We start from the raw sequence: 12,466 nt of genomic DNA, 5'->3' as shown, positions 1-12,466 counted from the left end.
GCAGGTCCATGTTCCAGGGGCAGCGACCCGATCCGGAGCAGGCGGTCAAGGCCCAGTCGCGTGGCGACTGGGCCAGGGCGGCCGAGCTTTATGAAGACCTGCTTGCCGAGCAGCCGGACGATCCGGTGTTGCTCGGCAACCATGGCCAGGTGCTGCGCAAGCTGGGCCGTGATGACGAGGCGCTGGTGCAATATGGCCGGGCGATCGAGAGCCCGGAGGCACCGGCGGCGGTCTGGTTCAACTATGGCAATGTGCTCTACGACAAGAGCAAATGGGAGAAGGCTCAGGCCGCCTTCGAGCAGGCGCTGGCGCTGGAGCGGGAGGATGGCCCGGCCGTCGTGCCCGCCACCATCCAGCTCGCCCGCTGCGCCGTGCGGCAGGGCGAATATGAGGAGGCGCGGCGGCTGTTCAGCGACGTGCTGCGTCGCGACCCCAACAACTTCACAGCGTGGCTGGAGGCGGGCAATGTCTGCCGCCATCATGGCACGTTGGAGGAAGCACTCGACTTCTATCGTCGGGCCGCCGAGGCGGCGCCCTCGCGCTATGGCGCGCATCTGAGCGTCGCGCGCGCGCTCGAACAGGTCGGGCGGGAGGATGAGGCGGTGCTGGCCTGGCTCAAGGCGCTGGATTGCGCGGGGCCGGACGATCATGCCGACATCCACCACCGCATGGGGCTGGGCCGGGCAGAGCGGGGCGAGTGGCACCGCGCCGTCAAGGGCTTCCGCCACGCGCTGACGGCAGCGAGCGATTTCCACGCCGCGCGGATCGATCTGGCCGATGCGCTCATGCAGATGGGCGCGACCGAGCAGGCTGAGCCGCTGTTCGCTCAGCTGGAGGCGGTGGACCTCGACGAAGACGATGAGATCAGATTTGCCGGCACGCTGATGAAGCACAATCAGTACGACAGGTGCGATGCGGTGCTGCGCGCGCGGATCGAGAAGGATCCCGAGAACTGGAGGGGCCACTTCAACCTCGGTAAGGTGCTCATCGAGGGGATGCGCACCGAGGAGGCCGAGGCCTGCTTTGACCGCGTCGATGAGCTTGCCGGCGACGACGCGCCTGACCTGCGGGCGATGCGCGGCTCGATTGCCGGCAAGCGCGGCGATGTCGACACCGCGCGCGATATCTATACCGAGCTGGGCGAGGAGGAAGGGCCGGAGTCCGCCTTCCGCGGCTCGGCGGCGATGGCGGCGCTCTACAGCGAGACGATGACGGCGGAGGAGACCCGCGACTTCCATCAGAGGCTGTTCGCGCCGCTGGCCGAGGGTGCGAGGGAGGTAGCGTCCTTCGCCAATGATCGCTCGACCGGGGCGGGTGCTGCCGATGCCGGGAAGCGCAGTCGCCGCCTGCGGGTCGGCTATGTGACGGGCGACATGCATGGCGAGCATCCGGTCAGCCTGTTCATGCGGCCGGTGCTGGCGCGGCATGACCGGGACGCCTTCGAGATCACGGTCTATTCGCTGAGCCCGCTCACCGACGACATGACCCGCCGGGCGCGCGGCCATGTCGATCGCTGGCGCGATGCGGCGAGCATCAGCAACACGCGCCTGGCGCAGATGATCGAGGATGACGGCATCGACGTGCTGATCGACCTCATTGGCCACACCGGGCGCAATCGCGCGCCGCTGTTCGGCCGCCGGGCGGCGCCGGTGCAGGCGATGTTCCTGGGCTATCCCTCGACCACGGGCATTCCCAATATGGACTGGCTGATCAGCGATCCGGTGACCTCACCGAGCGACCATGCCCATCTCTACACCGAGCGGCTCGAGCATGTGCCGGGCTTCGTGTTCTGCTACGCGCCCGAGCGGGAGTTTCCATTCCCCGATTATGGCAAGACGCATCTGGAGCGCCCGCTCACCTTCGGGTCGTTCAACAACGTCTCCAAGCTGACGCCATACACCATCCGCCTCTGGGCCAAGGCGATCGTCGCCACACCGGGATCGCGGCTGGTGCTCAAGGGGCCGAGCTTCCTGGATTCGGTGGCGGTGAACCGCTTCGGCGATCTGTTCGTGGACGCCGGCGTTGCCGCCGACCGGCTGGAGTTCCGGGGACCATCGAGCCTCGATGAGATGATGGCGGAATATGCCGACATCGACATCGCGCTGGATTGCTTCCCCTATAATGGCGGCACGACCAGCTGTCAGGCGCTGTGGATGGGCACGCCCGTCATCACGCTGGCCGGCGAGAGCTTCGTGCAGCGTATGGGCGCGGGGCTGATGAGCGCCATCGGCCGGCCCGAATGGGTGGCGCAGGACGAGGAGGCGTTCGTGGAGATCGCCGTCCGCCTTGCCTCGGATCGCGCCGCGCTGCTGGAGGAAAAGCGCAGCCTGCGCACGCGCTTCGCCGCATCGCCGGCCGGCGACATCGATCGATACACGCGCGAGTTGGAAGACGCTTATCGCCGTATGTGGACCGACTTCGCGGCCGGGGGGGCATGACCCGCGAAGAGTTGGAAACCGGGGAGACGAATGGAGCGGCCTCGCGCTTCATGCTGGGGGCAGGGTTATGACCATATTCGATAGTGACTTCGAGAGCGTGGGGGCGGCCGTACCGCGATCGGCCGCCGGAATCGCGCTGATGGTGCGGCGGCTGGGAACGATGGAATCGGCCTATGCGCGGCTGATCTGGTCGCGGGCCCTGGCGGAAGCCATCGAGAAGATGGAGCACGCTTCTGCGAGCGACCTGATCGACAGCCGGACGGTAGAAGGCGATGCCCGCCGTTCCGCGCGTCAGGGCGACACGCAAATCCTGCGGATGCTGCAGGCGCATATGAACCTGCGCAGCCCCAGCGCCGTGCGCCTGCTCATGTGGCTGATGGCCAATCCCGATGTGTTCCACGCGCCGCACGAACTGCGGGCGAGCCTGGGATTTGCGGAAAGCTCGATCAAGGTGTTCGTGTCCGAGCTCCGCAAGGCGTTTCGCAACAAGAATATGCCGGACCCGATCGTCTCCTTCTATCGGCGCGGCTATTGCGTACCGGCCGATTGTGCGGCGCTGATCAAGGACGTCATCTCCCGCCTCGCCCTTGAGGAGACGAGCCTGGGGCGGATCAAGAGTCCGTCCTGAGGGGGGGATGCATCGCGCGCAAGGTGCATGGCGGGGCGGTTGCCGCACCACCCCAACCCCTCCTCTGAAGAGGAGGGGCTAAGATTGTGGTGTTCAGAAGAAATAATGCTCGGTTGCGGCAGGGCTGGCATTGCGCCGGGCTGCTGCCGATCCGGCATTGCGGTGGTTGGCGGATGGGACGCGGCGCTGCGCCAGGTCGCCGGCGCGGATGCGGCTCCAGATTCGCTCGACGATCTCGCGCTCCTCGGGGCCGACCGCTACCGCATAGATGCTCGTGGTTTCGATATTGGCGTGGCCGAGCCATGACTGCACGAGATTAAGCGGCGCGCCCGCCCCGAGCGCGGCGACGGCAAAGCCATGGCGCAGGCCGCGCGGGCAGGCTTGCGGGCCTTTGATATGCGTCCGGTCCATATGCTCGTGGACGTGGCGCCAGGCGGTGGTGCGGGACCAGCGCCAGAGGGGGGCGGCGCGATCATTGCCGGCAATATCGGTGAGCAGGCGCACCAGCCCAGACGAGATCGGCACGCGGCGGAAAATGCCTCTCTTCCGCTTCTTGAGGCTTTCGAAGATGACGACACAGGCGGCGGGGTCGATCCGCCCAAGGGTCAGGCAGAGCGCCTCCGAAATGCGGCATCCGGTTTCGGCGAGCAAGCGGCAGAAGGCATGGACGGAAGGCGGGGCAGTCTTTGCACTATCGAGGAAGCAGCTCATTTCGGATCGATTCAAATATTTTCGGCAGCCATATTCGTCGAATACAGACCAGTTCATCGATTTCGTCCCCCGTTGATGATCATTCTAATCTGGAACAGTTCGTCATGATTTGGATCATGACGGATGCTGCTCAAATTATCGTTCCGTTAACCATCAAGTAACAAATTTGGACTTGGGAGGAAGGTCTCGCCGATCCGAAATGGATGCAATAGCACTTGATCTGCGGACGGGATGCGCCCGGCCGGGTCGCGCGGCCCAAGCCGTGCGGTGAAGCATCCGATATGGCGTAATATCCCCACCGCCTGTCGATCCGGTCCCGCTTGCAATGCGGGCCGGGCCAGGCAGTCTGGCTTGTGAGCGTCAGGGGTGGCCTAGAGGCGCGGGCCTTGCACGGCGCCGCTGACCTTGGGCTTTTCCGCGCTGTTGAGCAGATCGATCAGGCCGCTCATCGGCGCGCCGGCCTTTGCGTAATCAAGCGCCGACATGCCGGCGAGGCGATCGCGGCGCAACGGGTCGGCACCGTTGGTGACGAGCAGCCGCACCATCTCCATGTCGCGCATCTGCACCGCGCGGATCAGCGGGGTTTCGCCGCTGCTGTTGGTCTGGTTGGGATCGGCCTTGTGGGCGAGCAGCAGCTGCGCGCCTTCCACGAAGCGGCGTTCCACGGCGAGCATCAGGGGCGTGCGGCCGTTATTGTCGGTCAGGTCCGCGCGCGCGCCCTTGGAGAGCAGATAATTGGTCATCATCACGCTGCGCTGGCCGACCACGATCAGCAATGCGGTCTCGCCGCTGGTGCGATCCTTGGTGTTGATCGGGGTGACGCCGGGGGTTTCGAGCACTTCGGCAATCTTGGCGGTATCGCCTTTGCGCACCGCCTCGAGGAAGCGGTAGCTGTCGGAGAATTGCGCCATGGCGGGCTGTGCCGTCACCGCGCCGATCAGCGGCGCCAGCGCGAGCGCCAGTGGGCTGCCCATGCGGACCAACATTCCCCTGCGCCGATCGATCTTCACCCTGTACCCCCTTCGCCTTGCGTTCGTCTCAAGCAGTTGCCTTGGCTCCAATAGCAGGGCATGGCTGGCCCTGTCATGAATAAAGCCTGCAAAAAAATCCTCGCGCTTTCCATCGGCTTGGCGCTGGCCGCCTGCCAGGGCCAGAGCGGCGGCAACCAGGCCGGCGGCAGTGAGTCGCTTCCTGCCGAGGGCAATCTCGTCGGCGCCCGGATCGGCGGCGATTTCACGCTGACCGACCAGAATGGCAAGAGCGTGCGCTGGGCGGATTTCCAGGGCAAATATCGCCTCGTCTATTTCGGCTACACCTTCTGCCCGGATGTGTGCCCGCTGGACCTCAACCGGATCATGCTCGGCTACCGGATGCTGGAGAAGGACCATCCCGAGGTTGCGGCCAAGATCCAGCCGATCTTCATCACCGTCGATCCCGAGCGTGACACCGTCGATGTGGTGAAAGGCTATGTCGCGCATTTCCATCCCCGGCTCATCGGCCTCACGGGCACGCCCGAGCAGATCGAGAAGGTGAAGACGGACTTCGTGGTGGTCGCCAGCAAGGAGGGCGATCAGGCCGCCAAGCAGGATTATCTCGTCAACCACACCCGCACGCCCTTCCTGTTCGGGCCGGATGGCAAGCCCATCGCGCTCGTGCCGGTCGAGGAACTGGCTTCGGCGGATGAAACGGTGGCTAAGGGCGTGCGCGATTTCCTCGTCCACTATGTCCGATGAGCTTCTGGGAGCAGCCTCTCGAAACGCTTGACCGCGCGCAGTGGGAGGCGCTGTGCGACGGTTGCGGCAAATGCTGTTTGCACAAGGTGGAGGATGCCGACACCGGACGCATCTACCCGACCAATGTCGCCTGCCGACTGCTGGATCGGGATACCGCCCAGTGTAGCAATTACCGCCAACGCCGCGCGTTCGTGCCCGATTGCCTGCGGCTGAGCCGGGCCAATCTGCAGGAGATCGAATGGCTCCCGCAGACCTGCGCCTATCGCCTGCGTGCCCATGACGAGCCCCTGCCGGACTGGCATTATCTGATCTGCGGGGATCGCGAGGCGGTGCATCGTGCCGGCCAGAGCATTCGCGGCTGGACGATCTCCGAGACGATCGCGGGCGATCTGGAAAATCACATTGTCGACCGCGCGCTCTGAGCACAGGCTCACGCTGGCGGACGGGGCGGCGCTGTCTGTCGTCGTGATGCGCCATGGGCGGGCGCGGCGGATGAAGCTGCGGTTCGATGAGCTGGGTGACCGGGCCCTGCTGACTATTCCCCCGCGTGCCTCCCTGCCGCGCGCCTTGGACTGGGTCCGGGCGCAAGGGGAGTGGATCGAGGGGCAGCGGGGTCGCAATGGCGGGCTCGTGACGCTGGCCGATGGCGCGCTTGTGCCCTTCGAAGGGACGCCGCTGCGCATCGTCGCGACCGGCGCGCGTACCCGGCATGTGCTGGCCGAGCAGGGCGAGCTACTGGTGGGCGGACCTGCCGATCTGGCCGGCGCACGAGCGCTGCGCTGGCTCAAGGCGCAGGCGCGAACGGCACTAACGACCGAAACGCAGGCACTCGCCACGCGGCACGGCCTGCCGTTGCGGCAGGTGGCGATCGGCGATCCCCGCGCGCGTTGGGGCAGTTGCTCGGTGGATGGTAACATCCGCTACAGTTGGCGGCTGATTCTGGCGCCGGCGCATGTGCGGCTGGCCACCGTGGCGCACGAGGTGGCGCATCTCGAGCATATGCACCACGGCCCGGAATTCCATGCGCTGGTGCGCGCGATTTCGCCGGTCTGTCCGGATGCGGCCCGCGCCTGGCTGCGCGCTGAAGGGCGTAGCCTGCATCGCTATACCGCCTGAGCGACCGCGTTCTTGATCTGTGAAAAACGTCGAAGGGCGCGGCTCGCACCGCGCCCTTCCGTCGTCCTGGCTATGCCCGCTCAGAAGCGGCTGCGCACCGTGATGCCATAAGTGCGCGGCTCGGCGAGATAGGCCGAGAAGAGCTGGTTCGACATGGCGCCGAACCGACCCAGTTGCGCGCGCGACTGGTGATTGGGGCTGGAGCTTTGCAGCGGGCTGTTGAAGGCGACCTGGCTATAGTCGCTGTCGAACAGGTTCTGCGCCCACAGCTCGATGGCCCAGGCCTGCCCAGGGCCGCGCAGGCCGATGCGGGCATTGGTGACGATGTAGCCGTCCTGCGCCTTTTCCGGATAGAGGTCCGAGCCGGTGTTATAGTCGCCGGTGATCCGGTTATCGACATAGACGAGGCCGCTGAAGCCGCCGCCCAGCTCCGGTGTCCAGGCAATGCTGCTGGTCGCCACCCAGCGCGGCGCGTTGCTGTTATCCTGCCCTTCGAGCAGGAACAGCGCAGGGTCGAGCGGCACCGAGCCATCCGCATTGCCGACAAGCTGGTCGGCGAACTTGGCGCGAGTATAGGTCACGCCTGCCGTGGCCCGCAGCGAGCGGACTGGCTGGACATAGGCCTCGATTTCGACGCCCTGGCTGATGAGGCCGGGCTTGGTCTCGGCACAGGTGCCGTTCGCGGCCTTGGCGCCATCGCAGCCATTGATGTTCTGGACGACGAAGCTGGTGCCGTTGAAGGTGTTGAGCTGGAAGTTGCTGAACGCCTGCCGGAAGGCGGCGAGGTTGAAGCCCCATTCGCGGCGCGCATATTTGAGGCCGATCTCGTAAGCGTCGACCGTCTCCGCGCCGAAGGCGAGGCTCGCCGCATCGGCATTGCTGCGCGGCGAGAAGTAGGTGATCGGCGCGATGCCGGTGCCGACCCCGGTATTGCCCAACTCGAACCGGTCCAGATTGTAACCGCCCGCCTTATAGCCCCGCGAATAGCCGCCATAGACCATCAGGCCGCCGCCGACCTTGTAGGACAGGACAGCCGTGCCGGAGAATTTGCCCTCGGTTTGCCGGTCCTGCAGGTCGAGCGCGTTGAGGCCGGTGCTGGCATTGCCCAGGCAGCCGAGCGTCAGGATGCCGCCGGCCAGCTGCGCGGCCGAGCCGAGCGCCGGATTGGTCGCGATGCCGGGCAGGGCGGAGGCCTGCAAGGCGGCGCAGGTCGCATTGTTATTGTTGAGATCGCCCGAGAAGCGCTTGGTCTCGCGCGTGTAGCGAACGCCCAGGGTCAGATCGAGCGCATCGGTCAGGTGGATGATGTTGTGGGTGAACAGCGCCCAGTTCTCGCTGCGCTGATAATAGCGGCTGTCGGTATCGCCGCCCCCGTTGGGGATGGTCGCCAGCGCGGTAAGGCCGGTACCGAGGCCGCCCGAAATCGCGCCCGCCTGCGCTGTTGCCGTCGCATTGGCCACCGTCGGCGAGGCCCCCTGGCTGATCGCCCGGGCGTAGATGGAGGCATAGAGGCCAGCATTCAGACTGGCTTGCGTTGCGCTGATCAGGTTGCCCACGTCTGGCGTGAGCGCGTTGCCGTCAATCGGCGCGGCGCACAGGCTGAGCTGGGCGGGGGAGAGGTTGCTGGCGGCGCCGGTGCCGGCCATCAGGCGGCAGGCAGCGAAGCGGCCATAATCAGCGCCGAAGCGGATATTGTCGCGCAGGGTCAGTTTCTCATTGGCGTAATAGCCGCCCACCAGCCAGTCGAGCATGCCGCCCAGCGCCGAGCCCTGCAGGCGCAATTCCTGCGTGAAGGTGCGGAACTGGCGGAAGGTGCCTGGGTCACGATAGAGCAGGTCGGCGGTGGAATAATCATAATCGCCATAGTCGGATGACTTGTAGTCGCGATAGGCGGTGATGCTGGTCAGCTTGGCATTGCCGAAATCATAATTGATCTCGCCCGAGAGGCCCCAATCCTCCAGCTTGCTCACATAGTCCCGGCCCGGCGTGATGCTGATGTTCCGCTGATAGGGATTCTGGGCATAGGGCGTGGGGCCATTGGGGAAGCGCGTGCCGAGCGCGCTCAGGATCGTGACGATGCGGTTGGTGGCGTTCTGCGTGTAATTGGTAGGCGAGCTGCCCACTTCCTCGCCGGTGTCGATATAGACGGCGCCGCAGCAGCTTTCGTCGCGGTTGGTATAGTCGCCGATCAGGCGGACGGAGAGCGCATCCGAGGGCTCCAAGAGCAATTGCCCGCGCAGGAAATAGCGGTTGCGGTCATTGGTGTCGCCGATCTTGGCGCCCGAGCCGTCCACGATATTGAGGAACCCGTCGCGCCGCGAATAGACGCCGTCGATGCTGGCGGCGATGGTCTCACTGAGCGGGCCGGTGATCCGGCCGGCGAGCCGCCAAGCTTCATAATTGCCGAAGCTGGCTTCAGCGCTGCCGCCCCACTGAAATTCCGGCGCCTTGCTGACGATGTTGAGCAGACCGGCCGAGGCATTGCGCCCGAACAGCGTGCCTTGCGGGCCGCGCAGCACTTCGACGCGCTCGATCTCGCCGAGATCGGTCAAGCCCGCGCCCGTGCGGGAGCGATAGACGCCGTCGATGAACACCGCGACGGAACTTTCCAGACCCGGATTGTCGCCCACCGTGCCGACACCACGGATGCGCGCGGCGCCATTGGCTTCCGATCCGGTGGAGGAGACGAGCAGCGAAGGGGCGAGCTGGTTGAGCTGGCGAATATCGTTCGCGCCGCTGTTCTGCAGCGATTGGGCGGTCACCGCCGAGACGGCGATCGGCACATCCGAGAGCGGGCTGGCGCGCCGCGTAGCGGTGACGATGATTTCGCCCATATTGCTCTCATCGCCGCTCTGCGCGGTCGCATCGCTGGCGTCCTGAGCAAAGGCGGGGGTGGCAAGGGCGCATAGCAGTGCGGCAACACTGGCAGACGCAATGAGGGATGGCTTGGGCATCATTCGCTCTCCTGCACGTTTGTCCGGTCCGGCATTTGTGCCGGTTATTCGAGAGCATATGCCAATAGCCATGGGGCGCAACTCCCTCATTTCCGGGATTCAACGGTTTGTTGCATAAGGGTTACAGTCGGCGCAGGCCGCTTATCGCCAAAGAGCGAAACGCAGCAGCCGATCCTCCAGCGCGATAAGCGCTTCGCTGTTCCGGCCGACAAGAGAGGCGATTGCCGGTGACGCTGCGTCAAGGCCGCCGGTGAACGCCCCGAAGGCGGGTACGATGATCTTGCTGCCGCCCTTCACGAAGCAGCGCCGCGAGATATGTCGCCCGCGCAGGCTCATCCGCAACTTGGGATGAAAATGTCCGGAAATTTCCGGTCGCACCTCTCCGGGCATGGCTTCATGGCGCAATATGACGCCATCGATGAGCGCTTCTGCCCGATTTTCACCCCCCAGGGGCGAATCAACGCCCGAGGCGCCGAGGGGATCGTGATTGCCGGTGATCCAGGTCCAGCGATAGGTGGCCGTCAGCTGCGCGATCCGCGCGCGCGTCTCGCCGCTCATCCGCTCATGCGCGCCGCCATCGTGGAAGCTGTCCCCCAGACACCAGATCTCGCGTGGCTGGGTGAGGGCAATCACGCCCGCCAGCGCGTCCAGCGTGGCGCGGCTGTCATAAGGCGGCAGCATCTGGCCGCGCCGGGCGAAGGCACTGGCCTTCTCGAAATGAAGATCGGCGACGATCAGCGCGGCCCGCTCCTGCCAGAACAGGGCGCCCTGCGGCAAAGCCTGCCAGCTTTGGCCGGCAAAGCTGAAGGCCGGGCCACAGCCTGCCGCCCGCGGCATGGGATGATCGATGAGTGGGGACGACCTCATGGCCCTGCTATGCCGTCGCAGCGGGCAGGGCGCAATCGGGCAGTTGAACAAAAGTGGAACTTTTGCGATGGCCCGCAGGCTCTGGCTCTCCCCGCTCGGCTGGTGTAGGCGCGCGCCCATGTCGCACGAACCCGCATCCCTGCTGACCGTCGCCGCCTTCTACCGCTTCGCGCCCTTGCCCGACCCGGAGGCACTGGCGACCGAACTGCGCGCGCTGGGCGCCACACTGGACCTCTCCGGCTCCATCATTCTCGCGCAGGAGGGCATGAACGGCACTATCGCGGGATCGGCCGATGCGGTGGAGCGCCTGTTCGCGCGCCTGCGCGCCGAGCCGGGCTTCGCGCCCTTGGCGCCGCGGCTGCACAGCACGGAGCGGCATCCGTTCGCGCGCTGGAAAGTGAAGGTGAAGCGCGAGATCGTGACCATGGGCCGGCCCGGTGTCGATGCGGCGCAGGGCGCGGGCACGCATGTGCCGCCGGCGCAGTGGAACGCTCTGATCAGCGATCCGGACACGATCCTCATCGACACCCGCAATGATTATGAGGTGGCGCTGGGGCGGTTCGCCGGCGCGGTCGATCCCATGACGGCCAGCTTCGGCGACTTCCCGGACTGGTTCGATGCGCAGGCGGCGCAATGGCGCGCGGAAGGCCGCAAGCCCCGGATCGCCATGTATTGCACCGGCGGCATACGCTGCGAGAAGTCGACGGCTTATGCCCGCGCGCAGGGCTTTGAGGAGGTCTATCACCTCAAGGGTGGCATCCTTGCCTATCTCGCGGAAGTCGAGGAGGCCGCGAGCCTGTGGGACGGCGCCTGCTTCCTGTTCGATGAGCGCGTCGGGATCACCCATGGCGAGCGGGTCGTCCCGGCCGCGCTGTGCCCGGCCTGCGGGCAACCGCTTGCCGGAGGCGCGGATGAGGGAGGCTCAGCGCCCGCTTGCGTCCGCTGCACCGGTATCGGCGAAATCTAGCCTGCCACGTTGCCGGGCATCGCCGCCGGCGAGGTGGAAATCGACATGCCGCTGGCCGAAATCGATCGCGATCCGGTCGAACAGGCGCAGCATCCCCATGCCGAGCAGCATGGCTGGCCGCTCGCCCAGGCCAAGCTCGGTAAAGGGCGCGGCATCCAGGAACAGCATCGGCACATTGTCGAGCGTCGCGTCGCCGATGGTGAGTTGGCGGACGACGGCGAACTGGGCCGGCACGTCGACGCCGGTGACGCTGGTCAGCACGGTCGGCGTTGGCGGCACCACCAGCCGCTTGGCCTTGAGGCTGCGGAACAGCGCCATGTTGCCCACGCTCTGCTCGGCGCCGGTGTCGAGGATCACGTCTACCTTACGCCCATCCACCCGCGAGTTCATCAGGATCAACTGGCCATAGCGGCTGCGCGCGCGCACCACGATGGCGTCCTTCTCGTCACGCACGGCGGATGAGCGGCGGCTGCGGCTGACTTCCATACGGCGCTGGTTGAAATCCAGGATCAGGCGTTTGTCCGCGAGGCTATCCAGTCCGATGATCCCCAGGCTGCCCATGTCCGCGCGAGCGATAGTGAGCGCAGCGAGCGAACTGACCGCATGATCGCCAAAGCGCAGATCGCTCAATTGAACGGATGAGACCGTGACGCGCCCGGCCATGCTGATGATCTCGACCGGCTGGAGCGGCGGCAGCATCAGCCGCGTGGCCAACTCCGTGGCGATGATGGTGCGCTGGGAGCCGGTGTCGATCATGAACGGATAAGGGCCACGCTCGCCGATCCGCACCGGCATGGTCATGCGCAGTCCCGGATCGCCGCCGATAGGCATGACCGGCTCGTTGAGGTCGAAGGTGCTGGGATCGACCGGTATCTCAGGACCACGCGGCGCGATGACGAAATGCTCGTTTGCGCTCGGGATCTGGCTGGCGATGCCGAACGGCCCGGTCAACGCCGCAGCGGCCGTGATCACAGCCTTTGCCAGGGTCAGCCGAAGCGTCGAGCCGAAAACCATCCCCAAGGTCTCCCAAGACGCGCAGCTTATCACGATTT

Annotated in this window: 11 protein-coding genes; 6 read left to right on the top strand and 5 right to left on the bottom strand. The window is 65.8% G+C overall.

What is annotated here, in order from left to right; all coding sequences use genetic code 11:
• The first annotated feature begins 8 nt into the window (after positions 1-8).
• Together M2332_RS08575 and M2332_RS08570 are read left to right on the top strand one after the other, a co-directional pair.
• Positions 9-2,438: a tetratricopeptide repeat protein gene (locus M2332_RS08575; protein ID WP_264573729.1), complete on the top strand. Its 2,430-nt coding sequence runs from the start codon at positions 9-11 to the stop codon at positions 2,436-2,438.
• Between the two features lie 67 nt (positions 2,439-2,505).
• Positions 2,506-3,066, top strand: a complete 561-nt coding sequence (locus tag M2332_RS08570; RefSeq protein ID WP_264571916.1) for a helix-turn-helix domain-containing protein — start codon at positions 2,506-2,508, stop codon at positions 3,064-3,066.
• A 93-nt stretch (positions 3,067-3,159) separates the two neighbouring features.
• Here M2332_RS08570 and M2332_RS08565 read toward each other — a convergent pair whose 3' ends face one another.
• Positions 3,160-3,834 carry a tyrosine-type recombinase/integrase gene (locus M2332_RS08565; protein WP_264573728.1) on the bottom strand — a complete coding sequence of 225 codons (675 nt, stop codon included), beginning with the start codon at positions 3,832-3,834 and terminating at the stop codon, positions 3,160-3,162.
• A gap of 314 nt (positions 3,835-4,148) precedes the next feature.
• A complete protein-coding gene (locus tag M2332_RS08560) occupies positions 4,149-4,751 on the bottom strand; it encodes an ankyrin repeat domain-containing protein (protein WP_264571918.1) in 603 nt (200 codons plus the stop codon).
• Between the two features lie 111 nt (positions 4,752-4,862).
• Here M2332_RS08560 and M2332_RS08555 point away from each other — a divergent pair, with 111 nt between their 5' ends.
• The 3 genes from M2332_RS08555 to M2332_RS08545 are packed head-to-tail and all read left to right on the top strand — an operon-like array spanning position 4,863 to position 6,626.
• Positions 4,863-5,510, top strand: a complete 648-nt coding sequence (locus M2332_RS08555) for an SCO family protein (protein ID WP_413715949.1) — start codon at positions 4,863-4,865, stop codon at positions 5,508-5,510.
• Positions 5,507-5,932 carry a YcgN family cysteine cluster protein gene (locus tag M2332_RS08550; RefSeq protein ID WP_264571920.1) on the top strand — a complete coding sequence of 142 codons (426 nt, stop codon included), beginning with the start codon at positions 5,507-5,509 and terminating at the stop codon, positions 5,930-5,932. The genes M2332_RS08555 and M2332_RS08550 overlap by 4 nt, the downstream gene beginning before the upstream one ends.
• Positions 5,913-6,626, top strand: a complete 714-nt coding sequence (locus M2332_RS08545; protein ID WP_264573726.1) for a M48 family metallopeptidase — start codon at positions 5,913-5,915, stop codon at positions 6,624-6,626. Before M2332_RS08550 ends, M2332_RS08545 begins: the two co-directional genes overlap by 20 nt.
• An 80-nt stretch (positions 6,627-6,706) precedes the next feature.
• Here the strand turns inward: M2332_RS08545 and M2332_RS08540 are convergent, their stop codons facing one another.
• Positions 6,707-9,583, bottom strand: coding sequence for a TonB-dependent receptor (locus M2332_RS08540; protein ID WP_264573725.1), 2,877 nt, complete (start codon positions 9,581-9,583; stop codon positions 6,707-6,709).
• Between the two features lie 138 nt (positions 9,584-9,721).
• Positions 9,722-10,447: a ligase-associated DNA damage response endonuclease PdeM gene (gene pdeM, locus M2332_RS08535; RefSeq protein WP_413715948.1), complete on the bottom strand. Its 726-nt coding sequence runs from the start codon at positions 10,445-10,447 to the stop codon at positions 9,722-9,724.
• 118 nt (positions 10,448-10,565) lie between these two features.
• On the opposite strand from pdeM, the gene M2332_RS08530 reads away from it, so the two are divergent.
• Positions 10,566-11,414, top strand: coding sequence for a rhodanese-related sulfurtransferase (locus tag M2332_RS08530; RefSeq protein WP_264573724.1), 849 nt, complete (start codon positions 10,566-10,568; stop codon positions 11,412-11,414).
• Here M2332_RS08530 and M2332_RS08525 read toward each other — a convergent pair.
• Positions 11,370-12,428, bottom strand: coding sequence for a retroviral-like aspartic protease family protein (locus tag M2332_RS08525; protein WP_264573723.1), 1,059 nt, complete (start codon positions 12,426-12,428; stop codon positions 11,370-11,372). The genes M2332_RS08530 and M2332_RS08525 overlap by 45 nt on opposite strands.
• Between the last annotated feature and the right edge of the window lie 38 nt (positions 12,429-12,466).

Source organism: Sphingobium sp. B11D3A (assembly GCF_025961695.1).
GTDB lineage: Bacteria > Pseudomonadota > Alphaproteobacteria > Sphingomonadales > Sphingomonadaceae > Sphingobium.
The sequence above is the reverse complement of the archived record's forward strand: the minus strand, read 5'-3'. Positions and strand labels throughout refer to the sequence as shown.

Excerpts from the sequence above, each read along its gene's own strand:
- M2332_RS08550 (WP_264571920.1), top strand. The coding sequence starts at position 5,507 with ATGAGCTTCTGGGAGCAGCCTCTCGAAACGCTTGACCGCGCGCAGTGG.
- M2332_RS08530 (WP_264573724.1), top strand. The coding sequence starts at position 10,566 with ATGTCGCACGAACCCGCATCCCTGCTGACCGTCGCCGCCTTCTACCGC.
- M2332_RS08565 (WP_264573728.1), bottom strand. The coding sequence starts at position 3,834 with ATGAACTGGTCTGTATTCGACGAATATGGCTGCCGAAAATATTTGAAT.
- M2332_RS08560 (WP_264571918.1), bottom strand. The coding sequence starts at position 4,751 with ATGGGCAGCCCACTGGCGCTCGCGCTGGCGCCGCTGATCGGCGCGGTG.
- M2332_RS08555 (WP_413715949.1), top strand. The coding sequence starts at position 4,863 with ATGAATAAAGCCTGCAAAAAAATCCTCGCGCTTTCCATCGGCTTGGCG.
- M2332_RS08525 (WP_264573723.1), bottom strand. The coding sequence starts at position 12,428 with ATGGTTTTCGGCTCGACGCTTCGGCTGACCCTGGCAAAGGCTGTGATC.
- M2332_RS08570 (WP_264571916.1), top strand. The coding sequence starts at position 2,506 with ATGACCATATTCGATAGTGACTTCGAGAGCGTGGGGGCGGCCGTACCG.
- M2332_RS08575 (WP_264573729.1), top strand. The coding sequence starts at position 9 with ATGTTCCAGGGGCAGCGACCCGATCCGGAGCAGGCGGTCAAGGCCCAG.
- pdeM (WP_413715948.1), bottom strand. The coding sequence starts at position 10,447 with ATGAGGTCGTCCCCACTCATCGATCATCCCATGCCGCGGGCGGCAGGC.
- M2332_RS08540 (WP_264573725.1), bottom strand. The coding sequence starts at position 9,583 with ATGATGCCCAAGCCATCCCTCATTGCGTCTGCCAGTGTTGCCGCACTG.